This is a genomic window from Mesorhizobium sp. SEMIA396, assembly GCF_024518615.1.
Taxonomy (GTDB): domain Bacteria; phylum Pseudomonadota; class Alphaproteobacteria; order Rhizobiales; family Rhizobiaceae; genus Mesorhizobium.
In genome coordinates this window covers 657,562-681,391 of the sequence record NZ_JANIFC010000001.1, presented here as the reverse complement: position 1 = coordinate 681,391, position 23,830 = coordinate 657,562, and the positions used below count along the sequence as shown (strand labels likewise).

Below are 23,830 nucleotides of genomic sequence, written 5' to 3'. Positions count from 1 at the left end.
CTGCGATTGTGATGGCATTGGCAGCGTCCAGCTTCCATGCAGCATCAAACCTCCTGAAGCCGCACAACGGCGTTCCAGCCATAGGTCTTTGCCGCGACGCCGACAACGGTCACCTCAATTCCGGAAGCCCCCACGGCGACGGAGGCGTCGAGTGAAGCGGCGTCGGTCGCATATTCGCCGATCACCGTTTTGGTGATCGCACCTTCGACCGCCAGGGTTCCGCCCGTGTTGCGGATCACGCCGGCGAACACATAGCCGGCGCTGGTCGACGACGAACCATCCGTGCGGCGGGCAGCGACATCGGCGGTGAACTTCACGCCTTGCCCTGGCCTGATCGGAACAAAGCTGTTTCCGGCTTCGAAGATCATAAGAACGGGCGTTGCGTCCGGCGTCGACTTATAGCCCTTGAAAAGATCGCCGCCCCGGTTTCCTTCAATTAGCGCCATGTGCGATCCGTCATCGGTTGGCTTGCCCGTCGCCGTACCGGAGTAGATGTTGCCCCGCACCTCGACGTTTGGCGAGGATCCGCTGATTTTCACATCGTTGACGACGCTGCCGGTCGTCGCCTTGAAAAGGCCACCCGTCGCCCTCTGCCGTTCGCCCGATATTGTCGACAGGGCGACATAGGACGATCGCGCATCCGCGATGCCTGCATGGGTTTGCGACATGTCGCCGTTCAATCGAACGCCAATGGACGCCGCCGCGCCGCCCATGTCGACAAGCGTGTCGGCCGACACAATGGTTTCATCCGCCGCGCTGAAGACGCCGTAGGCATTGGCCTGGGTAAACCCAAAGATGCGGCCGGCACCAATCCTGGCGCCGCGCGAGATCTGTTGCCCGGCCGGGGTTTCGATATAGATCCCCTGATGCGTCGCCTGGATGTCGAACGACAGCAGGCGAAGATCTTCGATATGATGGCCGGTGCCGGCGCGAATGCCTTGCTGCACGCCTTCCGTCACCAGGCTGCGCACCTCGATATCCTTGGCCCCTCGCAGCACCAGGCCATAAAGGCCATCCCTGGACTTGGCACTGATGCGAAGGCGTTTGTACTTCAACACCGATCCGGCGGGCGCAGCGCTGCGGGTGAACGCGACGGCCGCGCCAAGTTGAACGCCGCCAAGCTGCGTCCAGTCGATATCCACCTCGATATCGCTCACCGGCCAGTCGTCGTCACTCTCTGCATCAAAACCGTTCAAATAGGCGCTCACGCGAGCGCGGCGGACAAACACGTGACTTGTGCCGGAAACCTCGTCGTTGATGGTGACGATGTTGCGCGCCGTATCGCCCCTGGCGTCGTCGATGTAGACCCAGCTGGAATCGGCAATGCGGTAGTGGTCGCCTTGCGTACCGGTGAGCGTGCCATGCTCGATCGTGACGCCGGAGATGCCGCTGATGTTGAAGACGCCAAAGCCGTTCGCAGCCGCGACATGATTCCAGGCGCCGTTAACCTTCGGCGCGATGATACGGTTGTCGCCCTTCAGGTTGAAAAGGTGCATGGCGTCCTCGGTACGCTGCAAAAGCGCCCTGTCATCAAACTCGACCGTCAACCCCTGCGGAATGTCGATATTGCCGGCCAGCGAGAATGTGCCAGCCGGGATGATCAGCCTGCCCTGCCCGGCGGCAGCAATGGCGTTGACGATCGCGGTCCTGTTGTTGCCGGCTGCCGTGTCGGCGCCCGCCGCGCGAATGTTGATCTCCTTCGACCTCGGTGCGTTGATGATGTCGAAGCCGGCTTTCGCTCCACCTTGCAGCGTGATCGCCAGACCGCCCCCGCCAGCCAAAATGGTGCCATTCTTCCTGTAGAGGGCTTGGCCGTCGCCGACCTGCGAATAGCCGGCAGTCCTGATATAATCCGGCGCAACCGCCGGCGAATAGGCTTCCGCCGTCGCCTTGGTCGCAAATTGCGGATCGAGCACGGTCGTCATGGCGCCCGTCGCCACATCCGCCGCCGCCTGGGCCTGGTCGATGATGCCTTGCGCGGCTGCCTGGATATCGCCGACGGTGTCGTCGGACTGGTAAAACGACAGCACAATGTCATCGGTGCCGATCACAGGGTTCAGCGTCTGGAAGGCAAAGCTGCACTCACCCCGTCAACCGTTTTTTGAGAAAAAATTCCTAGACCGGTCGGAACTCCCACTCGGAGCGACGCTGGCAAGCGCGTGAAACCCTGCTTTTGCCGGCGGCTGGTCATAAGCCGGCAGGTGTGAAATCATTCGTCGAAGCTCATGGAATGATTCCCGTCGCACGGCCTTGTGGGAGAGGACGATGGACAGACCAGCCATGGCATCCGTGTTCAGGATGCGGCATGCACAAGCCACGGTTTCCGGCGTGCGCAGCACCGGCCAGGGTCAGGCCGATCCAGTCATCCGCGTGCGTTCGCTGGGCGAAGCCATCCGTTTCGTCGCCAACGCTTACCCCCAATACGACATCAGCGCCGTCGCCATCAGCTGTGGGGATGTTTCGATCGGCAGCCTCGGCAACCTGGAGGTCAAGGCGCTGTGGCGCGAATATGGCGAACGGCTGACGCAGGAATAGGCATTCGCCCGCAGCCTTTCTGGAGCGGAAATGCCGCTCGCGCGTTTCAACCCCAGCCACGGGAGCAATCGCCATGAATGTCGCCAACCTGCAACTCGAAGGCCTGTTGATGGCCGTCGCCTCGATCAACCGCCTCCTGGTTCAAAAGGGGGTGCTGACGGCGGAGGAGATCGACCTGGCCTTGCGCAAGACCGAGGCCGGCGAAACCAACCAGGAGCGATCCGAAGGCATGTCCGCGTCCAGCCGCGACGCCGTCAACTTTCCGATCCGGCTGCTGGAACTCGCCAACCAGTGCCAGCCGGAGGCGGAGATGCCGTCTTTTTCGAAGCTGGCCCGCATGGTCGGCAAGATAAAGGAACCCTACAACGACCAGCTGTGAGCGGCCGGCGTGCGTCCGCGGTGGCCCGCTGCCCTCGCCTCAAGCCCTGCCCGGCCATCCCGAATTGAGCGAAAGCACCTTGCCCGGTCCATGTACGGCCGCAAACAGCAGTCCGGCCAGGAACGAAAAATGGTCGACGAAGAAGCCGAACTCGGCCTGGTTGCCTGCCCAGTGGCTGGGTCCGTGAAAGGCGAAGCCGAGGAACAGCACATAGGCGGCGGCGACCAGGGCTGCCTGCGAGAAGAAGGCGCCGGTCAGGAAGCACAGCACCAGCGCGACTTCCAGGATCGCCGCGCACCAGGCCAGGAACAGCGGAAACGGAAAGCCGGCGGCGGCGATATAGCCGGCGGTGGCGTCCATGCCCATGAACTTGAAGGTCACGGCCATCAGGAAGACGCCGGCGAAGATCAGCCGGGCGACGACAAGGGCCGCGGTCTGCCACGGTGATTGAGTGATTTGCGACGACATGCTCGTTCTCCAGCTTTGCAGGTTGATCGCTCCTAGGACGCGCGACCGGCGCCAGGTCCGACACATCAGGCCAATTTTTCTCGACAGGATCGCAGAGGGCTTTCGAAGCGTCACACCGTACAGCAAGAGAGATTTTCGGTTTGCCGGCTGACGGCATATTATTGCTCGCTCCAAGGGGGAATCGGACATGGCCAAGGCATTGACCATCGGCGCACCGCGGCATCCGGCGACGAGCACCGTCTACGAACAGGAATGCAGGGATATGCTGGTTCCGCATCTTGACGCCCTGCTCCGCAAGGTCGAGGCCGCCGGCTGGGACCGCGGGCAGGCCGCCTCGGCGCTCATGTATCTCGCCGCGATGCGGCTGAAGCCGGCCTGACGACGGCCCGAACGGCTTTCCGGCGCCGCCGCGATTGAAACTTGTTGGTAATCACGGAAGTGCTATCGTTAGTCGGGGCTAATGCATCGGCGTGCCGACGCAGCGATTTTGGGTGGGCTGAAATTTGCGTACAAGCGTCAGGTTTGGGGCGACATCTCATGGCGAGCGGTCGGCGCCGCTGGAGTGCAGCGGCTGCGGTGGCGCTGGCCAGGTCTTCGAATGCCCGCGCTGGACGAGTTCCAACGGCCATTGCTGCCCCGCCGGCACGCACCGGCGCGGCTGCCCCGGCCTCAGCGCGGCATGCTCCGAATGTGACGGCGACCACGCTGCCGCCGCCGATACCATGCGGCCCTCGGCCTGATACAGGCCTATCGCAGCCCAGGCCGTGTCGTCTGGTGGAACCGGCGGCGCCAATCTGTGTTATGTCGTGTTGATCGCGGGCGCCGAAGACTGCGCGTCCCCGACAACAGAAAGCGAGGCCTGAGATGGCTGACGACAAGTCGAAGACGAAACAGGACCGCAAGCAGGTCTCGAGTGAAGAGCCCTACGAGGTTGCCGCCTTTGCCCGCAAATACGGCATCCCGCCAAGCGAGGCACAGACCATCATCAAGCGCTACGGCCCCTCGCGCAAGAAGCTCGACGCCCATATGGCGGCCCGCGGCTAGCCGAAACCATTTCGCCTGGGCGGCGTTGAAGATGCTGCGGGCCGCGTCAACCGGGCCTGGTGGTACGGTGAACAGGATGTCTTTTTCCCGGTTTCTCATCCTGGCCAACGAAACGGCAGACGAGCATCTGTCCCACCCGGCCGGCAGCGCCACGCATTGAGGGAGGTCGCCATGTCCGACACCATACGCAGGACCGGCAGCTGCCTGTGCGGCGGCGTGCAGTTCGAGGTTCACGGCCCGCCATTGCGCGTTGGCCTGTGCCACTGCAAGGATTGCCGCAAGGCCGGCGGTTCGGTCTATTCGGCCTTTGCCATCTGGCCGCGCGAGGCCTTCGAGACCACCGGCCTCGTCAGCTCCTATGGCACGCGGAGCTTTTGCCCGACATGCGGCGGCCGCGTCGCCTGGGTCGACGACAATGAGGCCGAGGTGGCGATCGGCAGCCTCGACATCGCGCCGACCGATCTCGTGCCCGAATATGAATTGTGGACCTCCAGGCGCGAGACCTGGCTGCACGCTCTGCCCGGCACCGAACAGTTCGAGCATGACCGCCCAGCGCAGCACAGCGCCGAAGCGCCGACGCCGAGATCGCTGTCGGACATCGACGCCGAGATTTGATCTCCTGGGAAGGGAACCCTGTCCTGCCGCCGACGTTACCGATCGCCTCTCACGCATGTCGCCAGCGACACTTGCGGCAATCATGGAGACGACCGTTGAACGACAAGATGTTTCCCCGCCCCATCAGGCTGAAATTCGCGCCTGAGCGCGAGCGCATCATCCGCAGCGCCTGGGAAGGGCTGGAATGCCTCGGCGACTGGCCGTCTGGCCAGGGACGGCGCTACCGGGCGGCGTTGCGCAGTTGCCGCGATGCGCTGGATGGCTGGACGCCGGCGGAAAAAGCGATGCGGGCGATGATCGACGCCGCGCGCGAAGCAAAACTCCTCCAGTAGTTGGAAAACAGGACATGTCCGAGCTCATTTTGCCCACACCGATGCGGATCAAGCCGCATGGGTCGGACACGATCCGCGACGTCGCCACGCTCAAGGATGCCAGCGAAATCCTGATCGACTGGCCGCAGGCCAAACGCGGCCCGTTCTACCAGGCGGCGCGCGAGAAGGTCGAAGCCGCATTGGAAACCGGGACAGGCGCCGCCGAGGCGCAGGAAGCGTTCGCAGCGCTCTGCAGCCATGCCGGCGTGCTGGTGCGGTAGGTGTCAAAGGAAGCAGACGGGGCGTCGTGCCTCGCCTGCTTTGTCATTTCGTTGGAAGCTCGCCCTGGACAATCGGCTGAGAGGTTTCGAAGCCAAAACTCTTCGGCGCCAGAAGAATCAAGGCAATCACGATGGCTATCGAGGCAAGCAACGTGGCCGTGGTCGCAATATCTCTCACGATAATCTCTCCGAATTCCAAGTCGTGAGAGAAACGCTCCTGAGATAACGAGGTTCCATTAGCTTGCGCGATAATACCAGCCAGCGGCGTTTATTGCTTCGGCGGCTGGGGCGGCACTTCACCCGGCTTGATCACCGGCGTCTTGCCTTCCTCGGGGGCCGGCGCCGCCATGCCCTGGTCGCCCGTCGGGGGCGGTTTCAGCACGCCGCCGCAATCGTTGAGCTTCGCGGTCAAATTGCCGTCATCGGCCTGCTGTCCAGGCTGCTGTTTTGCCCCTTGCTCGGTCTGAGCCCTGCATTTGTCGGCCTGTGCCTGGCTGTCGTTCTGCTGCTGGGCCGCGGCCGGCACTGCCAGCGCCAGCATGAGGCCGATTGGCATGATGGCGAGAATTCTCATCACTGCCTCCTTCTTTCTTGCACGGTCGCCCGCGGCGACCTTCCCTTCACAGGGACAACGTCTGTCGACGAAAAAGGTTGGCCGCCTCGCCGGGCGGCATTGCAACCAAACCCGTTTGCCGCCGTTGCGCGTGCCGGAGGCGATCATGTTCGAGGGTTTCCAAGGCGCGGAAATCGACACCGGCGATGCCAACATATTCTGCCTGCGCGCCGGCGGCGGGCCACCGCTGCTGTTGCTGCACGGCTTTCCGCAAACGCATCTGATGTGGCGCGACATCGCCCCCGCTCTGGCCAGCCGGTTCAGCGTCGTCTGCGCCGACCTGCGCGGCTATGGCCGCAGTTCGTGTCCGGCATCCACTCCCGACCACGCCCCCTATGCCAAGCGCACCATGGCCGCCGATATGATGAGGCTGATGGAGAAGCTGGGTTTCAGCAGCTTCATGGTCGCCGGCCATGATCGCGGAGGGCGTGTCGCCTACCGCATGGCGCTCGATCATCGGGGCAGCATCGACAGGCTCGCCGTTCTCGACATCGTGCCGACCGCCGATGCCTGGGACCGGGCCGACGCCAGGCTGGCGCTGGGTTATTGGCCATGGTCGCTGCTGGCGCAGCCCGAGCCGTTGCCGGAAAAGATCCTGTCCAGCGCCGCCGAGGCGATCGTCGACAATGCGCTCAACGGCTGGGGCTCGTCGTCATCGGCGTTTCCAGCCGAAGTGCGTCAGGCCTATGTCGAGGCCTTGCGCGCGCCTGCCCACGCCCATGCCATCTGCGAGGAATATCGGGCGGCAGCCACGCTCGATCGCGAGCACGACCATGCCGACAAGGCAGCCGGCCGGCGCATTCGCTGCCCGCTGCTGGCGCTATGGAGCGGTCAGGGCGCGTTGGCGCAATGGTATGCCGGCGAAGGCGGGCCGCTGGCGCTGTGGCGCGGCTGGGCCGACGATGTGCGCGGCCAGGCGATGCCGGGCGGGCACTTCTTTCCCAAGGAGAACCCGGCGCGCACGGCCGATCTGCTGGCCGGCTTCTTCGGTGAAACCAGTCACGGCATCTCTCGGCGAACGGGATTACCTTCGCCCTCCCTTTGATCGGGCCGAGGCCCCCTCCTTCTCCGCCTTTGCCTGACTGCCTTCATCACCGGCGGCAAGGCCGGGCCCGCGTTCGAACCGGCGCAGAAAGCCGGCAACTATCAGCACGATCAGCGTGCCGAACCCGGCCACTTGCCAAAGACCCAGTCCGCAGGCGACGCCGATCGCGCCCGCCAGCCACATGCCGGCGCCGGTCGTCAGCCCATGCACCTCGCCGCGCGAAAACATGATCGAGCCGGCGGCGAGGAAAGCGACGCCGGCGGTCACCGCCTCGACCACCCGGATCGGATCGACCTTGACCGATTCCCCCGCGAACATCGGCGCGTGCACGATCTCGACCGTCAGGATGCCGAAGGTGGCGGCGGCGACGCAGACGAGGATATGCGTGCGAAGTCCGGCCGGGCGATTGCGCCATTCGCGTTCGAAACCGATGACCGCGCCATAGAGGGTGGCCAGCAACAGCCGCGCCGCGATGACCGGAAACGAGGTGTAGGTGGAATGGCCGAATTCCTCGACGAGCTGTTCCATGATGTCCCCTCCAAAAGCTTGACGCCACAACGCGGCCACCGGGTCGCGGTTCCTGAATCCACGGCCAGGTGCGGCAAGGATGCGGCCGCTTTTGAATACGCATCTGCCAAAGGGAGGTTGATGGAGCCAATCCTCAAGGCCTCAGGACGTTTCGGTTTCGGGCACGTCGGCGCCGAGCTGCGGAACGATGATCGAAGCCAGCGGCGCCGTCAGGGACCATTTGAGATGGCCCGGGCTGCGATCCAGCACCGCCAAGCCGTTCAGCGATTGCGGCGCGACCCGTTGCAGGACGACGGTGCCGAAACCCTTGCGCGTGCTTTCGTCCCGCCGCTCTCCCTCGCGCACCGGCATCGTCTCGTCCCAAACCAGATGAATTTCCCGCTTGTCAGAAACGCCTTCGACGATCCGCCAGGTGATCTCGAGCCGCCCGGCCTCGCTCGCCAGCGCGCCATATTTTGATGAGTTGGTGCCGAGCTCATGAAATGCCATGCCGAGATTCTGCACGGCGTTCGGCTGCAGGGTCAAAAGCGGCCCGGAGAGCGATACCCGCGCCTCGTGGCCGAACGGCTTGAGCTGCTCCTGGGCGAGGTCGAAGAGGCTGGCGCCGGCCCATTCCGAGTTCACCAGCAGATCGTGCGACCGCGACAGCGCCATGATGCGGGAGCGGATCAACTCCTCGAATTCACGCGGATCGGTCGAGCGTTTGCTGGTCTCCCTGATCATCGAGAGGATCACCGCGAACTGGTTCTTGACGCGATGGTTCACCTCGCGGAGCAAAAGCCTGATCCGGCGCTCGCTCTCCTTGCTGGCGGTGATGTCGCGGGCGATCTTCGAGGCGCCGATGATCTCGCCGGACGCGTTCCTGATCGGCGAAATGGTCAGCGACACGGCGATGAGGCCGCCATCCTTGCGCCGGCGGATCGTCTCGTAGCTGGCCAGCAGCTCGCCCCTGCGAACCCGGCTGATGATGTCGGTCTCTTCATCCTTGAGATGATCGGGGATGAGCATGAGCACGGAGCGGCCGACGGCCTCTTCGGCGGTGTAGCCGAACATGCGTTGCGCCGCCGCGTTCCAACTGGTGATGATGCTGTTCAGATCCTTGCTGACGATAGCGTCGAAGGACGAATCGACAATCGCCGCCAGCCGCGCATCGGCGGTGATGGCGATCAAGGCATCACGGCCCGCCAAATCTGTCACTGTCGACCCCTTCTCCCTCATGCGCGGATCGCGCGCATGGCCACCAATGCGCCGCGGTGCGTTTTGGTTGCAATCGCCTCCAACATTCCTCCCAGGAACAGTCCGGGCAGTTCATGTCCGGAACCTTGCGCGCCTGCGCGAGTTGCACCCGACACCCCCATGGACGGCTCAATAAGGAGGCACACAATGAGCGACGGCAACAGCGATCTCGACCGGGTCTGGAAACTGATGGACAGGATCGGCTTCTGTATGCTCGCCACTCGCGAAGGCGATGACATCCGCTCGCGACCGATGGCGGCGCATGTGGTGCGCGACGAAAACGCCGTCTACTTCCTCACCGATGTCGACAGTCACAAGGATGACGAGATCGAAGCCGAGCCCAATGTCGGTCTCGCCTTCGCCGATTCAGGCGGCCAGAAATATGTTTCCGTCAGCGGTCTGGCGGCGGTTTCGAACGACCGCGCCAAGATCAGGGAGTTGTGGTCGACCCCGGCCAAGGCCTGGTGGGACAGTGCCGATGATCCTTCGATCCGCGTGCTTAAGGTGACGCCGAAGGACGCCCAGTATTGGGACAGCCCCGGCACCGTGGTCAGCTATGTGAAGATGCTGGCCGCAACGGTCAGCGACAGCCGCCCGGAAATCGGTGACACCGGTAAGGTCAGGATGTAGCCGGACGGCGTTGAAAATCACGACATCAGTCAGATGTACGAATGCCGGCGGGTCGCATTTGACATATTGCTGGCGGCATACCGGCGCGGATCAGTCTGGCTTGGGAGGGTCAGGGGCATTCGGCACTGGATCGGCGTCAGTATCCCTTTGCGGACAGTCCTCATAGCTGTGGTCGCGCCCGCCGCAGAAAGAACAGCACATGGCCTCGCGGTCCCCGTTTCCGGGCCGCCATTGCGGGGTCTCGTAGGGCTTCCTCCCATCCATCCCCAGCAATGCGCGACGAACCATTTGGTTGCGCCGCCACAGACGGCCAGCCGGCGGTTGCGGAACCACCCGCCGGGATGCGAGTTTCGGCCGATACTTCCATTCGAGGGAATAGCCATGCCGATGCACCGAATTGCCTTGATGACGGCAGCGATCCTGCTGGCCGCGACCGGCCTTGCCGAAGCCAGGCCCGACACCCGCACGATGAGTTGCGACCAACTCCGGCAACTGCTCCAAAGCCATCATGCCGTGGTGCTGACCACCGGACCCAACACCTATGACCGCTATGTCAGGCAGTTCGGCAACGAATGCGACTGGCCGGAGGTGCCGATGTCGGCCTGTGTCCCGACCCGCGACGGCAGCTGCCCGGTCTACCGCTGCGAGGAACCTGTCACCAACTTTCCGGACTGACACCGCGCTTCCAATCGGCTTTGCCGCCCCCGTGCGTTGATCCCGGCGCGCGAACCGGCTAGGGGTGGGGCGCAACGTGCATTTTCCCGCTTCGTCTAATGGTAGGACAGCGCCCTTTGAAGGCGTGAATCGAGGTTCGAGCCCTTGAGCGGGAACCAGCAACCAAGCGTTCGGCTGTTCAAAAGCTGCGCGCAGGGCTGGCCAGCCGGCATCAGCGTATTAGCGAACGCTTGTATTTCGCCCCAAGCAGGATCATCATCCGGACCGTCAGTGGCTTCAAGGGGTGCAGCGCCATGGAACTGAGTTGCTTTGACGGGGGCGTCCTTGCATCGACGATGTCCCTGAACGTCACGGCGGTTTTCATAATATTGGCCGCATTTGCCGCATTTCGGCTGGTTGCAATGTCAGGCGAAGGTTCTGTCGACCAACTCCAGACGGCGTAGCCCGCGGAGAACCTTCCGTGCAGGAGAAGGCATATGGCCGTCCGAAAGGTGATAGCCGTGAAGGACTGGTCTTGCGGCATGAGCGACGAGCTCGGCCGCGTCGTCCTGACCATCAACCCGACCGAGGGTGAGCCCATCCTGGTTTTGATGACAATCTTCCAGGCGGCAAGGATAGCCGGGGAATTGCGGGCTCCGGAACTCGTCTCCATACCTCGGTGACGCAACGCCCCTGGGCAAATCGGATCAAGCTCGCCGGGGCAGCCCCAACGCCCTCCCCAGCGAGCTGTTGCTCCGTTACGATGAACGATGGAGCAATTACTGCTTTACGAATCCGGGCGCCGTTAAGTTGCATCCGGCTCCTGAAACCATTTCGCGGACCCTGCGTTGACCACCGGGCCGACACAGGAGACATCTCATGACCGTCAACTGCCGCTTATCGATCGACAACCGGCCGGAGGCCACGGACGCCGTTTTCCAGGCGGTTCCCCGGATCGGCGAAAGTGTTGCGCTGTCGATCGACGGAACCACGCAGGATCTGCGGGTATCGCGCGTCGTGCACGTCACCAATGGCAGCCTGGAAGGTGCCGCGATAATCGTCGAAGTGACGACCAATATCCTCTGAACCGAGAGTCTCGTCCCGGTACGCCAGCCGGCGCCGCGTCGCGGCAACCGCCGACCGGCCTGCGGGACCAGGGCGGCTCAGGCACGGTGAACCGCCCTACTCCTTGCCGCCGTCGGAAATGCCGTTGCCGCCGGCGGTTGGCAGGATGCCGAAGTCTTGCGACTTCGTCCCTTGCTCCGCCGTCAGGAAGCCATCCGAGGCAAGACCGCGCCGCAGCAATTCCCTCACGGCGGCCGAACGGCTCGGCATGCGCTTGTCGAAGCGCCAGTTTTCCAGCGCCGCCAGTTCGTCTGACGTCAGCATGATCTGCAACCGTTCCGGGCGTTCCAGTTCAGTCATCGCGCTTCCCTCGCTCAGCACCACAAATACGTAGAATGAGTATTCAACTCACTTACCGCATAATTAGGAAGCCGCTCCTAGCGCGTCAAGACCTCGCGATGGGTGAACTGCTTCTCATGCTCAAGATGAGTCTCATGGGTATTCGGCGTAAGGCGCACACTTGCATAACTATTGTAACTACCTGATTTGTTTAGATATTTTTTAATTCGTGACTTGCCAAGACGAAGCCTCTGCCGCATTGTGCAACCTCAACGAAAACCGGTCCCCTTGGGAGGTTTCGATGCGGTATGATTACTCGGCGCGACTACGCGATGACGTCCGTTCAGCAGTCCAGGTCGCCTTCAGGAAGACCGGCATCGTCAGCATCACGGCGGTGGCGGAGCATGTAAGGGTCAGGAATCTGGCCGAAAACGTCGCCCTCGAGGACGTCGAATACCTTGTCTTCCAGGCAGCCCAGCTGATTGGCGCGGCAATTGAATTCGACGGGCTCACCAATTTCGACGGCGTAGCTGGTCTGTTCGTGGATGGCCTCGGTGGCGACGATGGTGAGCGCGTCAACGCCCAACTCGACAGACCTGGTGAGGCCACCCTGCAGTAAGGCAATTCCGGCTGAACGCGCATTTGTCCCGTGCCAGTCAAGGCGGCCTCCTCAAAGGGCCGCCCTGCTGTTTCCGTACCTTGGTGATGACCAGAGCAGTTCCTCAGGCGGAGCCGGCGATTTGTGAGGCGAAGTCGCGATAGGGACGCAACGGGCGGCCGAGAAGCGCGGTCAGGCGCTCGACGTCGCCGGCCTCGGGCAGCATGCCGTCGGTCAGGAACCGTTCGCCCATCAAGCGCATATCGTACGCCATCCAGGCAGGCAGGAACTGCTTGAGATTCTGCTCGAAACCTTCGGTGTTGTCGCCGCCGTAGCTGATCGGGCGGGCGAGCACGTCGGACCAGATGGCCGCGATATCCGTTCCCGTCAGTGTCTGCGGACCGACGAGATTGATCCGCTCGAGCGCAAGCGGCTCTGCGGACCGTTCGCGACGCAGCAACTCGAGAGCGGCGATCTCGGCGATATCACGCACATCGATCATGGCGAGACCCTTGACGCCGATCGGCATCGTGTAGGTGCCGTAGCCGGTGATCACGTCTTCGATCATCAGGTCGTTCTGGATGAAATAGGCCGGACGCAGGATCGTAGCCTTGAAGCCCATCTGCTCGATCATTCGCTCGACGCCGAACTTGCCGGCGAAATGCGGCACGTTCACATAGACGTCGGCATGGATCACCGAGAGATAGACAATCCGCTCGATGCCCGCCGATCGGGCGACGTTCAAGGCGACCAAAGCCTGGGTGAATTCGTCCGGCACCACCGCGTTCAAGAGGAACAGGGTGGAAACACCGGACATGGCTTTGCGCAGCGAATCGACATCGAGGAAGTCGCCTTGCGCGACCGATACGCCCGCCGGGAAGCTGGCTTTCGACGGGTCGCGGACGAGAGCACGGACGTCGGCGCCGCGCTTGACGAGGTGCTCGACGACTTGGCGGCCAACATTGCCTGTGGCGCCGGTAACGAGGATGGTCATGGAATTTCTCCTGTTGGGTTGCTTGACAGGCCCAATATGTGTGGCTCACAAACATTCAAATAGGCGAAAATTTTAGACGTACCGTCTCACTGGTGGAACACTCATGGATCTTCTGGCCCTGACCGATTTCAACCTCGTTGCCCGCCATGGCGGTTTCGGCAAAGCGGCAAGGGCCACCGGCCGGCCCAAGGCAACGCTGTCCCGGCGGGTTGGAGACTTGGAGAGCAGCCTTGACCTGCGCCTGTTTGAACGGGGTGCGCGTAACCTGAAGCTCACCGAGGAAGGACGGGCGCTTTTCGAGCGGACGGGGGCGTTGCTTGCCGAACTGGACGAGACGGCCGCGGCGATCGCCTCGGGCGGTCAAAGACCCAAGGGCAGATTGCGTATCAGCGCGCCCCTGCTTTTTTCTCAGACCGCGATGGGGAGGATCGCCGCGGGATTTGCCCTCAAATTTCCGGAGGTGAGGCTGGAGGTCACGACGGAGGACCGGGCTGTGGACATGATCGAGGAAGGCTACGACCTGGTAATCCGGGTCAACCCGGATCCCGACGAAAGCCTGGTCGGACGGGCGTTTCTCCGCGACCGGCTGGTCGTCGTGGCGAGCCCTGACCTTCCTCGCACCGGTGGTCCGGCCCCTGGCGTTGCGCGCGGGACAGGCGAACGGCAAATATGGCACGTGAAGACAGAGGCTGGCCGGTCGGCGATAAAAATCGAGCCGGTCCTCGCTTTGGGAACGCTCATTATGGTGCGCGATGCGGTGCGAGCGGGGGTCGGGGCAGCACGTCTTCCCATTTCGTTGGTGGCCCACGATTTGGCTGACGGCACACTGGTGAATTGGGGAGACATTGACGGCCCTGAGATCGCTCTGTGGACGCTCTACCCGTCCCGGCGGCTGCTCAGCCCGCGCGTGTCGGCTTTCCTGGACTTTCTGAAACAGGCCTTCCCGAACGGGACGCCGGACGAACTGGCCGCCTATATCGGCAGGTGATGCCCGGCCGCTTTCAGCGCACTGGGAGCCTGGGCAGCGTCACGTCACCTGCCAGCCTGCTTGGCAGAACATGCCGCGACCTCCGATCCACTCCTCGACAGAACCCGGCAAACAGGCCGATCGCGCCGGCAGGCGCCGTTTCGCGAACGATTGTTTTCGGTGTGGAACAAACTGGGTGCATAGAGGTTTTGGCCTCGCCGCACTCAGGAGGACGTGGTGAAGGCTCTGCGCAGTCTCCTTGCCGAACTGTCATCCAACTGGCTCAGGCGCCGCAAGGCGCAAGCGTCCAACACCGCTGGGAATGCCAAAGCCACGCCCAGCGTTGCGCCGCAGGCGTCAAACCAGCGTGCCGCTCATAGGCCCAAGCCTCCGTCCACCCGCGATGTCGCCTCCAACATGTGAGCGAGCTGCAAAGGCCATCATGATGCTGAATCGCCTGACTACGGATCCACTTCTCCGCCTTTTCATCGGTATAATTGCCGGCACATTGGTTGGAGGCGGTGTCGGCGAAGTGGTCGGCAACCATATCACAGCCGATCTCCTTGTCGGCGCATCCGTGGGCGCTTTTGTCGGCGCCGCGATTGCCGGAGTGATCCTGGCCGTCGAAGAATAGCGCCGCCGCATGGTGAGCAGCCATGGGGCGGCCGCGTCGTCTTCAAGCCATCGACATGCGGCCGAACACCCTGTGGGAATTGAGCGATCGGCTGCTATAATTCCTGGACCTTCCCGGAGAACGCCTGCCATGACCCTGAAAACACGCAAGCTCGGCAGCCAGGGGCTGCAGGTCTCGGCCATCGGCCTCGGCTGCATGGGCATGAGCCAGTCCTACGGCCCGGCCGACGAGGCCGAATCCATCGCCACGCTGCACCGCGCCATCGAACTCGGCTGCACCTTCCTCGACACCGCCGAGGTCTATGGCCCGTATACCAACGAGGCATTGCTCGGCCGGGCGTTGAAGGGCAAGCGCGGCCAGGTGACGATCGCCACCAAATTCGGCTTCCGCATCGAAAACGGCAAGCAGGCTGGAACCGACAGCCGGCCCGAGCATATTCGTGAGGTCGTGGAAGCCTCGCTCGGCCGCCTCGGAACCGACCATATCGACCTGCTCTACCAGCACCGCGTCGACCCGGCGGTGCCGATGGAGGATGTCGCGGGCGCCGTCGGCGAACTCGTCGCGCAAGGCAAGGTGCGCTTCTTCGGCCTGTCGGAGGCCGGCGCGGCCAACATCCGCCGGGCGCATGCCGCGCACCCGGTGTCAGCGGTGCAGAGCGAGTATTCGCTGTGGGAGCGCAATCTGGAGCCGGAGATCATCCCGCTGCTTGGCGAACTCGGCATCGGCCTGGTGCCGTTCTCGCCGCTCGGCCGAGGTTTTCTCACCGGCCAGGTCAAGCGCGCGGAAGACTATCCCGACGGCGATTATCGCCGCAACGACCCGCGCTACCAGGGCGAAAACTACGGCGCCAATGTCGAGGCGGCCGCCAAGGTGAGCGACATCGCCGCTGCCCGCGGCGTCAAGCCCGGCCAGGTCGCGCTGGCATGGCTGCTGGCGAAGGGCGACGGCTTTGGCATCGACATCGTGCCGATCCCCGGCACCAAGCGCACAAAATACTTGGGAGAGAACGTCGCCGCCGCCGCGATCAAACTCGATGCCGCCGAGATGGCCGCGCTCGACGAAGCGCTTGCGCCGGGGAAAATCTCCGGCCCGCGCTACACCGAGCGGGGCATGGCGATGGTCGACCGGTAGGGGGCGCCGCCCGTCTCGCTCTGAGGGCAATGCTCTCGCTCAACTCTTCGGCGGCAGCTGATGTCAAATCGGCTGTCGGCTCGGCTTTATCAGCCAATGTTTCAGCTGGCCGGTGGAGCGTTGATCGCAAATTGCGCGGCGAAAGCCCTGATGTAAGCAGGCCGAGCTTCACCGCGCGCTACATATGCAGCAAGGTTTTGATATTCGTCCAAAATGCCCGACATTCTTAGTCGCAGCAGCACCGATACCATCAACAGATCGCCCGCGCTGAATGCATCGTCGAGCCACTCGGCGGCGTCCAGACGAGCCGAGAGCCTGTCGAGACAGGCGCGAACACGATCCTTCACCAATGGCAAACGCTCCTCGCTCCAGGGCTTGTCAGCTTCGAATATCTTTGCCGTCGTTAATTCGAGGATCGGCGGCTCGACTGTGTTAAGTGCGGCAAACATCCACGTGATCGCACGCGCGCGGGCATCGCGATCGCCGGGCAGCAGGCCCGCGTGCTGCTCGGCAAGGTGAAGGATGATCGAGCCGGTCTCGAACAGTGAGAGAGAACCCTCCTCGTAGGTGGGGATCTGGCCGAAGGGATGGAGGGCCAGATGGTCCGGCGCCTTCATCTGCGCGAAGGAAACAAACCGAACCTCATAAGGCAGCCCTACCTCTTCGAGCGCCCAGCGAACGCGCGTATCGCGCGCCAGTCCCTTGCCGCGATCGGGCGATCGCTCAAATGCCGTGATGGTGATTGTCATCGCATCGTTCCTGATTGGGCGAATTCTTCGGCTCCCTATCGTGAAGACGAATGGGCCTCCCGGAAATCGACATCGGTGTGAACTATTTTCCGCAATTCGTGCCTGGCTTGTCGACCCCGACATTGCCGAAAAAGGCAAAGGCAGGGCCTAATCCGCCGCTGCCGCCGTAACCTTCTTGGACGCGGCCCGCTGTCGCCGCATGCGCCGTTTGGCGACGAGCTTGAGAGCGACCGGCGGCTCGTTTGAGAGCGCGCCCAGCACGGCGTCGACCATGCCATGCGCCACGAAATCCGCGTTCAAGTCACGGGCCAGTTTGTCGGCCGTCTCCTTGTCCTCGCTGCCGGTCTCCGACCAGAACACGATTCCCACCCGAAGTGCGGCCTTGGCACGCTTCAGCCGGCGAACCAGAAAACGGGCGTGCTTGACGGAATCCCGGTTCAGGAATCCGACCACGACAGTGTCGACGGTTTCGAGCTCAAGGCGGCGAATGCTGGCGGGCTCCATATCCGCAAAGCCGGCTTTCGATACCGTCGCGCCCTGGACCTCCAGCACCTGCGCCAGCATCGCGGCGGCGGCGTCGTCGAGCTCGCCACGCCCACCGGCGCAAAGCACGGACATATCCGTTCCATCGGGCAGGTCGGTCTCGTCTTCCCCGTTGGGATCGCCATCGTCGCTCGCCTCTGCGGCCTCGGGCGGCGCCTCCTCCTCGCCTGCCTCCTCCTGCGCGCTGTCGTCGAGATTGGCCACCAGCACCAGGGCACTGGCCGCCACCTGCCGCCTTTGCAAATCGCCCATGACGCCGCGCACACGGTCTTGTTCGCCCAGCAAAAGCGCCGGAATGGCAACCTTGTCGTAGAATTCGACCAGATATTTCTCCTCCAGCATCTCCTCGGCATGGTCGGTGGCTTCTTCCGGATCGCCGGCCAGAAGCCGCTGGTACAGGCGCGCATGGGGTTCGAGCACGGGCTCGTTGCCGAACAGCACGTCGAGGAATTCAAACTGCGGCACGTGTCTGCCCAGCACCACCAGGCAGACGGTGAGCGGTGTCGACAGGATCAGCCCGAGCGGCCCCCAGAGCCACGTCCAGAAAATCGCCGCGACGATGATCGCCAGCGGCGACAGTCCTGTCCGCGAACCGTAGAGCCAGGGTTCGATGATATTGCCGGTGATCAGCTCCATCACTACGAACAGGGCGGCGGTCCACAGCACGAGCGACCAGCCCGGCGCAACGGCCAGCGCCAGGAACAGCGGCAAAAGCATGCCGATGATCGGGCCGATATAGGGAACGAAACGCAGCGCCAGCGCCAGCAGCCCCCACAGCAGCGCATTGGGAATACCGAGGGCCCAGAGCCCGATCGCAATCGGTACGGCGTAGACGATGTTGACGACCAATTGCATCAAGAGATAGCGGCCCACCCGCTTGGCGGCATCCTGAAGCGCCTCGGTGGTGCGGTGGAGGTCGCCGTAGCCGACAAGCCGGATGAAGCGGTCGCGCAGATCCTCCCGCTCGAGCAGCATGAAGATGACGACGACGATGATCAGTCCGGCCGACCCAAGCGGGCTGATCAGCGGCCCGACGATATTCTGCAGGACCTGGAGCGGCCTTTCTCGGGCGACGATCTCGACAGGCACCGGCTCACGCGCAGGCTTTTCCGGTGCGGCAGCCGGCAGCGTGGCGTCCTGCCTGTCGATCTCCTGGCCGACACGCTCGACCACCTGGCTCAATCTGGCAAGTATCCCGCCCCCGACCCCGGTTTCCTTGAGCGAGCGGATCTTGGTCAGGATGTTGGTCTGGTAGACCGGGATGTTCTGCGCCAGTTCGCTGACCTGCGTGGCGACGATGAAGGAGAACAGGCCAAGCGCCGCGAAAGCGCCGAGCACGCTGGCAATGACGGCGGCAATCCGGGGAATGCCGATTTTTTTAAGAGCTGAGACAAGCGGCGCCAATGCGAAGGTCAGCAGCAGCGCGATCGCGATCGGCAGGAAAACCTCGCGCCCGAAATACAGTGCGGCCACCGTCGTGACGATGGCCGCCACATTGGGCAAAGAGGTTCGCGGATGGGGCGCGGCTGCTGAAAGTGCGTCCCCTAGCCCGTCAGCCGGAGACGCCGTGCCGTTTCGACGATTGGCCACGTGATGCCTCCCCTGCCAAATGCCATGATCGGGCATATAGAGCGGACGTGCAACTTTAGCCAACGATGAAATACGCCTCGCTCACAGGCAATGATCCGGGCCGCATCGGCCGCTCTCGACCGATCGGATCAGCGCGCCGCATGCCTGGCCAGCGCGTGCTCGATCAGCACGTCAATGGTCTGGCTGTAGCCGATGCCTGACGCCGCCAGCGCCTTGGCATACATCGAGATGTCGGTGAAGCCGGGAATGGTGTTGACCTCGTTGACGAGCAGGCTGCCATCGGCGCGCAGGAAGAAATCGACGCGCGCCATGGCTTCGCAGCCGAGCGCCTGAAAAGCCTGACGCGCCATCTCCCTCGCTTTGTCGGCCACAGTGGCCGGGACATCAGCGGGCACCTTGACCAGCGCGCCGTCGGCATCGAGATATTTGGCCTCATAGGTGTAGAAGCCGTGCTTGCCGGCCGGAATGATCTCGCCGGGCAGCGACACCGTCAGCGACCCGTCGGCGCGCTCCAGCACCGAGAACTCGATCTCGCGCCCCTCGACGAATTCCTCGATCAACACTTTGCCGTCGTAGCGGAAAGCCGTGTCGATGGCCTGCTCGAAGCCATCCCTGTCATTCACCTTGCTGACCCCGAAGGACGAGCCCTGGCGCGCCGGCTTGGCGAAGAACGGCAGGCCGAGCATCCCGGCAATCTCCTGGAAGGAATGCTTGCCGTTTCGATGCACGGTGACGGAGCGGGCAACCGCCAATCCCGCCTCGCGCATCAGCCGCTTGGCGACATCCTTGTCCATGGCCGCGGCCGACGCGAGGATGCCGCAGCCGACATAGGCTACATCGGCGACCTCGGCATAGCCCTGCACCGAGCCGTCCTCGCCGAACGGCCCGTGCAGCACCGGGAACACGACGTCGATGGGGGGCAGGTCAGGCTGCGTACCATCCCGCGAGACGGCGACCAGCCGGCCCTTGCCGCCGGGCAGCAGCGCGACCTCGGCACCATCTTCGGATGCCGGCGCCCCTGCCGCGTCATCAAGTTGTTGCAGCAGCCATCTGCCGCTTTTGGTAATGGCGATCGGCACGATGTCGTAGCGCGTCCGGTCGATCGCCTTCAGCACATTGGCGGCCGACAGGCGCGACACGTCATGCTCGGCCGAACGCCCGCCATAGAGGATGGCCACTCTTGTCTTACCGGTCATCGAAATCCCTCGACTGTCAAAAAAAATCAAATGGCGACGGCAATGCCGCGATTGGCGAAGAAGCGGTCGAAATCGGCCGGCGCCAACACTGCGTCTGCCTGTGTGGCGGGGTCATGGCCGGACGGGTTGTGGAAGCGGAAACCCTGATTGGATGCCGCCGTGACCAGCACCAGATGACCGCCCTTCGAGGGCGGCTCGCGCTCGGGCCAGCGGATCGAACTGCTGACCGACGCGATGAAGAAGCGCGTCCGCTGCATGATCGCCGGAATCTCGGCCGTCGCGACATTGGTCACCACCTCGGCCCGGAGTCCAAAAACCTCTTTCACGAAGCTGACGAAGGGCGCGTAGATCAGCCCCTTGATCGATCCCCCGTTGACGACATAGCCGCCATATAAGGTGCAGCGCCTGGCAAGCTCGATCGTCGGCACGATCTCGCCGCGGCTTGCCAGGATCATCTTCAGGCACGCCATGCCGCAGATATTGGCCGCCCAGACCGCATATTCATCGAGTGTTTCCGCGCCCGATCCCCGCCACAGCGGATCGCGCCTGAGGGCAACATCCGCGCCGTCGGCGAGCACGTCCAGCGTCAGGTCGGGCGTCTCCCACTGGCTGAAAAACGGCACGGTTTCAGGCAGTGGACTCATACGGGCTCCTCGGCGGCTGGCTCCATCTCGTATACGAGGATACGAGATGGATGAAAAGCCGCTTAGGCCCGTTTAGGTGTGGGGAGCCGTGCGCCGCCGCCTACTCGGCCTTCGTCCAACCGAAAACCAGCCAAGCATATTTCGATTTTTCGTCGGGTTCGACAGTGTAGGTCATCTGCATGTCGCCGTCCTTGGCGTAGATATCCAGCCTGGGCGCGGTCTCCAGCTTGAGCCACGCCGAACTGTTGCTGAAGGACCAGGTTCCGCACCAGACGCAAGGCCCCGCCGTCGGATCACCCGGCTGATGAAAATTGTAGCGGCCGTCCGCCGTGATCTCCAGATAGTCAAACGCGCCGTAAAACGCGGTCACCGTCTGCTGGAATTCATTGGCGGCCGCTTCCTGTTCCGGTGTCGGCGCATCCTTCATATCGCGCGGCGGCCGGATGGCTCCGCCGTTCAGTTTCCATTTGCCGACAAAATCCTTCTGGGTCGGAAGATATTCCTCCTGCGCCTGCGCCGATGAAACATAAGCAAAAGGTGATATACTTGTGAGATCCACGGCCCCGATCGCAAATAAAAGCGTGGCGGCACAGATCGCCCTTGTTGGGTTTTGCATAAAAAATGTATCTCCAAGGGGGTAAGGGGAGTTCTATTGAGGATTTTGCAGCGCACGTTGCTTCGATGCCGATTCCCGCCCGCCATTTGCACGGTTAGCATCGTGGCCATCAATCTGGCAACGCAAGGCAGCTTCTCTCCGGCATCGCCCATGCGCCCGCGATCCCGGCCGGCTGAATATCGGCAGCTTAGAAGGTGATCTTCACCGAAGCTGCGCTGCGACTATGCGGACCATGATGGACGGCCTCGATGTTGTTGCCGTCGGGATCGAGCAGGAAGGCGGCGTAATAGCCGGGATGATAGGGCCGTTCGCCCGGCGCGCCATTGTCCGTGCCGCCAGCCGCCAGTCCGGCCTTGTAGAAGGCGTCGACCATGGCGTGGTCCCTTGCCTGGAAAGCCAGGTGATGGCGACCGGTGAGTTTTCCCTGTGCGGCCCGGCTGTCGGCAGTGGAGACAAACAGCTCGTCGGCCCAGAAAAAATCGTCGCCGCTCCCACCGATCGGAACATCGATCGCCTGCAGGACCGCCTCGTAGAAACGCCGGCTGGGCGCGAGATCCCTGACCACCAGTTGGATGTGGTCGATGAGCCGGCCGCGATGCAATTCCTGGGTTTCCATAAAGATGCCTCCTCGTGAGGTTCGAATTTAGGTTCGGACAGGGCGTCGTCAATGCGGATACTTGTTCTATCCCGCAAACAAAAAGCCCGCCGGGAGGGGATCCGGCGGGCCTTTGGAAAGCATGTCTAGCCTTCAGGGGTCTGAGGGGGATCAGACCTGGTAAGAACCTTTGTTGGCCGCGGAGGTTCCACCCGAACAAAAAATTGCCGATGGCCCGTCGAAACCGCGGAAGCGGTGGAGGCGATTTCTTCGCGAGAGCACTCACAGTTTGGAACTTTCCGCTCACAACCGGGTTGGGTGCCCCGGTGGGAGGAATTGCTATTGGATAGTTTTCAGAGGCTCGAAGCGCTGGTCGACAGCGCCGGTGTCGAGGATATCGAGGAAGCAACCGCTCTGCTGCGCCGGTTCAAGGGCAGGTCGCGCGAGGTCTCGGCAGCCATAGATGAGTTCATGCTCGATTTCATGACGTTGGTCTTCGTCGTCGAAAGCGGCGAAGAAGGTTTCGAAAAGCCGGTCCGCAAGCTCGCTCGCACCAAGCTTTCAAAGCTTGAGCGGATGGTGACTGTGATGGCGGAGGAAAAGCCGGCCTCCGGCGCCGGCCTATCCCTTCAGGATGGCGGCTAGCCTTGGAATGCCTTCGCTCACCGCGCGCCGGTCGGCGAGCGTGAAGGACAGCCGCAGCGTGTTGCGCCCGGTGCCGTCGGCATAAAAGGCGCCGCCCGGCACGAAGGCCACCCGCGCTTCTTTCACCGACCGCGCCAGAAGCTCGGTGGCGTCGGCCCCTTCCGGCAACGTTACCCAGACGAACATGCCGCCTTCCGGGCGGCTCCAGGTCACGCCTTCCGGCATATTGGATTCCAGTGCCGAGAGCAGCCCGTCGCGGCGCTCGCGATAGGCGCCGATAAGTTTTTCCACCTGGCCGTCGAAGACGGCTTCGGCGACACGATGCATCACCACCTGGTTGATCGACGGGCTGTGCAGGTCCGAGGCCTGCTTCATCAGCACCAGTTTCTCGACGATGTGGCGCGGGGCGCAAACCCAGCCGATGCGCATGCCCGGCGACAGTATCTTCGAGAACGAGCCGCAATAGAGCGTGCGCGCCTTGTCGATGCCGCCGGACCTGATGCAGTCGAGCGCCAGGATCGGCGGCACGCCGTCGCCGTCATAGCGCAGCGCGCGATAGGCGGCATCCTCGATGACGGCGATGTCGAGTTCGCCGGCAAGGCCGAGCACCGCCTCGCGCTGCTCACGGTTCAGCGTGTTGCCGGTCGGGTTGGCGAAATCCGGCACCAGATAGGCGAATTTGGCCTTGCCGCCATTTGCTGCCGCTGCCGCGCGATAGGCATCGGGCGTCATGTTGCCGCCGGCCGGGGTCAGCCGGTCGTAGCGAGGCTCATAGGCGTTGAAAGCCTGCAGCGCGCCGAGATAAGTCGGCCACGTCACCAGCGCGGTATCGCCCGGCGACAGGAACAGTTTGCCGAGATAGTCCAGCGCCTGCTGGGAGCCGGAAGTGATGAAGATATTGGCCTCGTCACAGGCGACGCCGAGCTTGCCCATCTGCCCGGCGAGCCAGCGCCGCAACGGCAGGTAGCCTTCCGAGACCTGGTACTGCAGCGCCGCACCCGCCTCGGCGCCGCCCAGCACCGAAGCATAGGCGTCACGGATCGCCTCGGCCGGGAACAACGCCGGATCGGGAATACCGCCGGCGAACGAGATGATGTCCGGCTGGTCGAGCAGCTTCAGGAGCTCGCGGATTTCGGACGCTTTCATGCGCGACGAGCGCGAAGCCAACAGATTCATAAGGGTCAC

At 63.2% G+C, this 23,830-nt stretch carries 32 protein-coding genes and 1 tRNA gene; 18 read left to right on the top strand and 15 right to left on the bottom strand.

The features are described from left to right. Nucleotides 1-44: 44 nt before the first annotated feature. Nucleotides 45-2,051, bottom strand: a complete 2,007-nt coding sequence (locus tag NP503_RS03425; RefSeq protein ID WP_164748726.1) for a hypothetical protein — start codon at nt 2,049-2,051, stop codon at nt 45-47. Nucleotides 2,052-2,265: 214 nt separating this feature from the next. Between NP503_RS03425 and NP503_RS03420 the strand changes: the two genes are divergently transcribed. Both NP503_RS03420 and NP503_RS03415 read left to right on the top strand, forming a co-directional pair. Continuing rightward, nucleotides 2,266-2,535 (top strand): hypothetical protein, encoded by a 270-nt coding sequence (locus NP503_RS03420; protein WP_127270778.1) that lies wholly within the window; start codon nt 2,266-2,268, stop codon nt 2,533-2,535. A 73-nt stretch (nt 2,536-2,608) separates the two neighbouring features. Further along, complete coding sequence (locus tag NP503_RS03415; RefSeq protein WP_023813813.1) at nt 2,609-2,914, top strand: hypothetical protein; 306 nt, start codon at nt 2,609-2,611, stop codon at nt 2,912-2,914. A gap of 39 nt (nt 2,915-2,953) precedes the next feature. On the opposite strand, the gene NP503_RS03410 is transcribed toward NP503_RS03415, so the two are convergent. After that, a complete protein-coding gene (locus tag NP503_RS03410) occupies nt 2,954-3,382 on the bottom strand; it encodes a DoxX family protein (protein WP_127270776.1) in 429 nt (142 codons plus the stop codon). 187 nt (nt 3,383-3,569) lie between these two features. Here NP503_RS03410 and NP503_RS03405 point away from each other — a divergent pair, with 187 nt between their 5' ends. The 5 genes from NP503_RS03405 to NP503_RS03385 all read left to right on the top strand — a co-directional run bounded on the left by NP503_RS03405 (nt 3,570) and on the right by NP503_RS03385 (nt 5,633). Further along, nucleotides 3,570-3,761 carry a hypothetical protein gene (locus NP503_RS03405; RefSeq protein ID WP_127270775.1) on the top strand — a complete coding sequence of 64 codons (192 nt, stop codon included), beginning with the start codon at nt 3,570-3,572 and terminating at the stop codon, nt 3,759-3,761. 485 nt (nt 3,762-4,246) lie between these two features. Further along, nucleotides 4,247-4,426 carry a DUF3606 domain-containing protein gene (locus NP503_RS03400; protein ID WP_023813816.1) on the top strand — a complete coding sequence of 60 codons (180 nt, stop codon included), beginning with the start codon at nt 4,247-4,249 and terminating at the stop codon, nt 4,424-4,426. Between the two features lie 171 nt (nt 4,427-4,597). Beyond that, nucleotides 4,598-5,041 carry a GFA family protein gene (locus NP503_RS03395; protein WP_127270773.1) on the top strand — a complete coding sequence of 148 codons (444 nt, stop codon included), beginning with the start codon at nt 4,598-4,600 and terminating at the stop codon, nt 5,039-5,041. Nucleotides 5,042-5,136: 95 nt separating this feature from the next. Beyond that, nucleotides 5,137-5,373 carry a DUF982 domain-containing protein gene (locus tag NP503_RS03390; protein ID WP_127270771.1) on the top strand — a complete coding sequence of 79 codons (237 nt, stop codon included), beginning with the start codon at nt 5,137-5,139 and terminating at the stop codon, nt 5,371-5,373. A gap of 14 nt (nt 5,374-5,387) precedes the next feature. Then, the gene (locus NP503_RS03385; RefSeq protein ID WP_127271133.1) at nt 5,388-5,633 is read left to right on the top strand and encodes a DUF982 domain-containing protein; all 246 of its coding nucleotides are present in this window, start codon (nt 5,388-5,390) and stop codon (nt 5,631-5,633) included. Between the two features lie 43 nt (nt 5,634-5,676). Here NP503_RS03385 and NP503_RS03380 read toward each other — a convergent pair whose 3' ends face one another. Together NP503_RS03380 and NP503_RS03375 are read right to left on the bottom strand one after the other, a co-directional pair. Next, the gene (locus NP503_RS03380; RefSeq protein ID WP_255337188.1) at nt 5,677-5,811 is read right to left on the bottom strand and encodes a hypothetical protein; all 135 of its coding nucleotides are present in this window, start codon (nt 5,809-5,811) and stop codon (nt 5,677-5,679) included. A gap of 90 nt (nt 5,812-5,901) precedes the next feature. Then, nucleotides 5,902-6,207 carry a hypothetical protein gene (locus NP503_RS03375; RefSeq protein WP_127271135.1) on the bottom strand — a complete coding sequence of 102 codons (306 nt, stop codon included), beginning with the start codon at nt 6,205-6,207 and terminating at the stop codon, nt 5,902-5,904. A gap of 145 nt (nt 6,208-6,352) precedes the next feature. Between NP503_RS03375 and NP503_RS03370 the strand changes: the two genes are divergently transcribed. Then, complete coding sequence (locus NP503_RS03370; protein ID WP_206517099.1) at nt 6,353-7,291, top strand: alpha/beta fold hydrolase; 939 nt, start codon at nt 6,353-6,355, stop codon at nt 7,289-7,291. On the opposite strand, the gene NP503_RS03365 is transcribed toward NP503_RS03370, so the two are convergent. Further along, a complete protein-coding gene (locus NP503_RS03365; protein ID WP_127271137.1) occupies nt 7,271-7,819 on the bottom strand; it encodes an MgtC/SapB family protein in 549 nt (182 codons plus the stop codon). The two genes, NP503_RS03370 and NP503_RS03365, sit on opposite strands and share 21 nt — an antisense overlap. A gap of 141 nt (nt 7,820-7,960) precedes the next feature. Continuing rightward, nucleotides 7,961-9,037, bottom strand: a complete 1,077-nt coding sequence (locus tag NP503_RS03360) for a PAS domain S-box protein (RefSeq protein WP_164749551.1) — start codon at nt 9,035-9,037, stop codon at nt 7,961-7,963. 165 nt (nt 9,038-9,202) lie between these two features. Here NP503_RS03360 and NP503_RS03355 point away from each other — a divergent pair, with 165 nt between their 5' ends. From NP503_RS03355 to NP503_RS03335, 5 genes are all read left to right on the top strand, one after another. Beyond that, nucleotides 9,203-9,685 carry a pyridoxamine 5'-phosphate oxidase family protein gene (locus NP503_RS03355; protein ID WP_127269199.1) on the top strand — a complete coding sequence of 161 codons (483 nt, stop codon included), beginning with the start codon at nt 9,203-9,205 and terminating at the stop codon, nt 9,683-9,685. A 381-nt stretch (nt 9,686-10,066) separates the two neighbouring features. Beyond that, complete coding sequence (locus tag NP503_RS03350) at nt 10,067-10,360, top strand: hypothetical protein (protein ID WP_127269198.1); 294 nt, start codon at nt 10,067-10,069, stop codon at nt 10,358-10,360. A gap of 84 nt (nt 10,361-10,444) precedes the next feature. Next, a tRNA-Gln gene (locus NP503_RS03345) sits at nt 10,445-10,518 on the top strand. 318 nt (nt 10,519-10,836) lie between these two features. Next, nucleotides 10,837-11,022: a hypothetical protein gene (locus tag NP503_RS03340; protein ID WP_127269197.1), complete on the top strand. Its 186-nt coding sequence runs from the start codon at nt 10,837-10,839 to the stop codon at nt 11,020-11,022. Between the two features lie 196 nt (nt 11,023-11,218). Continuing rightward, on the top strand, nt 11,219-11,425 hold the full coding sequence (locus NP503_RS03335; protein WP_127269196.1) for a hypothetical protein: 207 nt from the start codon (nt 11,219-11,221) through the stop codon (nt 11,423-11,425). Between the two features lie 96 nt (nt 11,426-11,521). Here NP503_RS03335 and NP503_RS03330 read toward each other — a convergent pair whose 3' ends face one another. Beyond that, the gene (locus tag NP503_RS03330; protein WP_127269195.1) at nt 11,522-11,764 is read right to left on the bottom strand and encodes a hypothetical protein; all 243 of its coding nucleotides are present in this window, start codon (nt 11,762-11,764) and stop codon (nt 11,522-11,524) included. 280 nt (nt 11,765-12,044) lie between these two features. Here NP503_RS03330 and NP503_RS03325 point away from each other — a divergent pair, with 280 nt between their 5' ends. Next, nucleotides 12,045-12,362: a hypothetical protein gene (locus tag NP503_RS03325; protein WP_127269194.1), complete on the top strand. Its 318-nt coding sequence runs from the start codon at nt 12,045-12,047 to the stop codon at nt 12,360-12,362. A gap of 103 nt (nt 12,363-12,465) precedes the next feature. Here NP503_RS03325 and NP503_RS03320 read toward each other — a convergent pair whose 3' ends face one another. Further along, entirely contained in the window at nt 12,466-13,335 is an 870-nt protein-coding gene (locus NP503_RS03320; RefSeq protein WP_127271143.1) for an NmrA/HSCARG family protein, read from the bottom strand. 103 nt (nt 13,336-13,438) lie between these two features. Between NP503_RS03320 and NP503_RS03315 the strand changes: the two genes are divergently transcribed. The 3 genes from NP503_RS03315 to NP503_RS03305 all read left to right on the top strand — a co-directional run bounded on the left by NP503_RS03315 (nt 13,439) and on the right by NP503_RS03305 (nt 16,067). Beyond that, on the top strand, nt 13,439-14,323 hold the full coding sequence (locus tag NP503_RS03315) for a LysR family transcriptional regulator (protein ID WP_127270566.1): 885 nt from the start codon (nt 13,439-13,441) through the stop codon (nt 14,321-14,323). A gap of 424 nt (nt 14,324-14,747) precedes the next feature. Further along, nucleotides 14,748-14,936, top strand: a complete 189-nt coding sequence (locus NP503_RS03310) for a hypothetical protein (protein ID WP_127270567.1) — start codon at nt 14,748-14,750, stop codon at nt 14,934-14,936. Nucleotides 14,937-15,065: 129 nt separating this feature from the next. After that, entirely contained in the window at nt 15,066-16,067 is a 1,002-nt protein-coding gene (locus tag NP503_RS03305) for an aldo/keto reductase (RefSeq protein ID WP_127270568.1), read from the top strand. A 101-nt stretch (nt 16,068-16,168) separates the two neighbouring features. Here NP503_RS03305 and NP503_RS03300 read toward each other — a convergent pair whose 3' ends face one another. The 6 genes from NP503_RS03300 to NP503_RS03275 all read right to left on the bottom strand — a co-directional run bounded on the left by NP503_RS03300 (nt 16,169) and on the right by NP503_RS03275 (nt 22,021). Further along, the gene (locus tag NP503_RS03300) at nt 16,169-16,816 is read right to left on the bottom strand and encodes a glutathione S-transferase family protein (protein ID WP_127271145.1); all 648 of its coding nucleotides are present in this window, start codon (nt 16,814-16,816) and stop codon (nt 16,169-16,171) included. Nucleotides 16,817-16,963: 147 nt separating this feature from the next. Next, nucleotides 16,964-18,985, bottom strand: coding sequence for an AI-2E family transporter (locus NP503_RS03295; protein ID WP_372958874.1), 2,022 nt, complete (start codon nt 18,983-18,985; stop codon nt 16,964-16,966). Between the two features lie 92 nt (nt 18,986-19,077). Then, nucleotides 19,078-20,145, bottom strand: a complete 1,068-nt coding sequence (locus NP503_RS03290; protein WP_127268759.1) for a D-alanine--D-alanine ligase family protein — start codon at nt 20,143-20,145, stop codon at nt 19,078-19,080. A gap of 26 nt (nt 20,146-20,171) precedes the next feature. Further along, nucleotides 20,172-20,789 carry a C39 family peptidase gene (locus tag NP503_RS03285; protein ID WP_127268758.1) on the bottom strand — a complete coding sequence of 206 codons (618 nt, stop codon included), beginning with the start codon at nt 20,787-20,789 and terminating at the stop codon, nt 20,172-20,174. Nucleotides 20,790-20,889: 100 nt separating this feature from the next. Continuing rightward, entirely contained in the window at nt 20,890-21,405 is a 516-nt protein-coding gene (locus NP503_RS03280; RefSeq protein WP_127268757.1) for a hypothetical protein, read from the bottom strand. Between the two features lie 187 nt (nt 21,406-21,592). Next, nucleotides 21,593-22,021, bottom strand: coding sequence for a VOC family protein (locus tag NP503_RS03275; RefSeq protein ID WP_127268756.1), 429 nt, complete (start codon nt 22,019-22,021; stop codon nt 21,593-21,595). A gap of 321 nt (nt 22,022-22,342) precedes the next feature. On the opposite strand from NP503_RS03275, the gene NP503_RS03270 reads away from it, so the two are divergent. After that, nucleotides 22,343-22,645: a hypothetical protein gene (locus NP503_RS03270; protein ID WP_236382754.1), complete on the top strand. Its 303-nt coding sequence runs from the start codon at nt 22,343-22,345 to the stop codon at nt 22,643-22,645. On the opposite strand, the gene NP503_RS03265 is transcribed toward NP503_RS03270, so the two are convergent. Continuing rightward, the gene (locus NP503_RS03265; protein ID WP_206520052.1) at nt 22,622-23,821 is read right to left on the bottom strand and encodes a PLP-dependent aminotransferase family protein; all 1,200 of its coding nucleotides are present in this window, start codon (nt 23,819-23,821) and stop codon (nt 22,622-22,624) included. The genes NP503_RS03270 and NP503_RS03265 overlap by 24 nt on opposite strands. Between the last annotated feature and the right edge of the window lie 9 nt (nt 23,822-23,830).

Coding starts and splice junctions, on each gene's coding strand:
- NP503_RS03420 (WP_127270778.1), top strand. CDS start 2,266: ATGGACAGACCAGCCATGGCATCCGTGTTCAGGATGCGGCATGCACAA.
- NP503_RS03415 (WP_023813813.1), top strand. CDS start 2,609: ATGAATGTCGCCAACCTGCAACTCGAAGGCCTGTTGATGGCCGTCGCC.
- NP503_RS03410 (WP_127270776.1), bottom strand. CDS start 3,382: ATGTCGTCGCAAATCACTCAATCACCGTGGCAGACCGCGGCCCTTGTC.
- NP503_RS03405 (WP_127270775.1), top strand. CDS start 3,570: ATGGCCAAGGCATTGACCATCGGCGCACCGCGGCATCCGGCGACGAGC.
- NP503_RS03400 (WP_023813816.1), top strand. CDS start 4,247: ATGGCTGACGACAAGTCGAAGACGAAACAGGACCGCAAGCAGGTCTCG.
- NP503_RS03395 (WP_127270773.1), top strand. CDS start 4,598: ATGTCCGACACCATACGCAGGACCGGCAGCTGCCTGTGCGGCGGCGTG.
- NP503_RS03385 (WP_127271133.1), top strand. CDS start 5,388: ATGTCCGAGCTCATTTTGCCCACACCGATGCGGATCAAGCCGCATGGG.
- NP503_RS03375 (WP_127271135.1), bottom strand. CDS start 6,207: ATGAGAATTCTCGCCATCATGCCAATCGGCCTCATGCTGGCGCTGGCA.
- NP503_RS03370 (WP_206517099.1), top strand. CDS start 6,353: ATGTTCGAGGGTTTCCAAGGCGCGGAAATCGACACCGGCGATGCCAAC.
- NP503_RS03365 (WP_127271137.1), bottom strand. CDS start 7,819: ATGGAACAGCTCGTCGAGGAATTCGGCCATTCCACCTACACCTCGTTT.
- NP503_RS03360 (WP_164749551.1), bottom strand. CDS start 9,037: ATGAGGGAGAAGGGGTCGACAGTGACAGATTTGGCGGGCCGTGATGCC.
- NP503_RS03355 (WP_127269199.1), top strand. CDS start 9,203: ATGAGCGACGGCAACAGCGATCTCGACCGGGTCTGGAAACTGATGGAC.
- NP503_RS03350 (WP_127269198.1), top strand. CDS start 10,067: ATGCCGATGCACCGAATTGCCTTGATGACGGCAGCGATCCTGCTGGCC.
- NP503_RS03340 (WP_127269197.1), top strand. CDS start 10,837: ATGGCCGTCCGAAAGGTGATAGCCGTGAAGGACTGGTCTTGCGGCATG.
- NP503_RS03335 (WP_127269196.1), top strand. CDS start 11,219: ATGACCGTCAACTGCCGCTTATCGATCGACAACCGGCCGGAGGCCACG.
- NP503_RS03330 (WP_127269195.1), bottom strand. CDS start 11,764: ATGACTGAACTGGAACGCCCGGAACGGTTGCAGATCATGCTGACGTCA.
- NP503_RS03325 (WP_127269194.1), top strand. CDS start 12,045: ATGCGGTATGATTACTCGGCGCGACTACGCGATGACGTCCGTTCAGCA.
- NP503_RS03320 (WP_127271143.1), bottom strand. CDS start 13,335: ATGACCATCCTCGTTACCGGCGCCACAGGCAATGTTGGCCGCCAAGTC.
- NP503_RS03315 (WP_127270566.1), top strand. CDS start 13,439: ATGGATCTTCTGGCCCTGACCGATTTCAACCTCGTTGCCCGCCATGGC.
- NP503_RS03310 (WP_127270567.1), top strand. CDS start 14,748: ATGCTGAATCGCCTGACTACGGATCCACTTCTCCGCCTTTTCATCGGT.
- NP503_RS03305 (WP_127270568.1), top strand. CDS start 15,066: ATGACCCTGAAAACACGCAAGCTCGGCAGCCAGGGGCTGCAGGTCTCG.
- NP503_RS03300 (WP_127271145.1), bottom strand. CDS start 16,816: ATGACAATCACCATCACGGCATTTGAGCGATCGCCCGATCGCGGCAAG.
- NP503_RS03295 (WP_372958874.1), bottom strand. CDS start 18,985: ATGCCCGATCATGGCATTTGGCAGGGGAGGCATCACGTGGCCAATCGT.
- NP503_RS03290 (WP_127268759.1), bottom strand. CDS start 20,145: ATGACCGGTAAGACAAGAGTGGCCATCCTCTATGGCGGGCGTTCGGCC.
- NP503_RS03285 (WP_127268758.1), bottom strand. CDS start 20,789: ATGAGTCCACTGCCTGAAACCGTGCCGTTTTTCAGCCAGTGGGAGACG.
- NP503_RS03280 (WP_127268757.1), bottom strand. CDS start 21,405: ATGCAAAACCCAACAAGGGCGATCTGTGCCGCCACGCTTTTATTTGCG.
- NP503_RS03275 (WP_127268756.1), bottom strand. CDS start 22,021: ATGGAAACCCAGGAATTGCATCGCGGCCGGCTCATCGACCACATCCAA.
- NP503_RS03265 (WP_206520052.1), bottom strand. CDS start 23,821: ATGAATCTGTTGGCTTCGCGCTCGTCGCGCATGAAAGCGTCCGAAATC.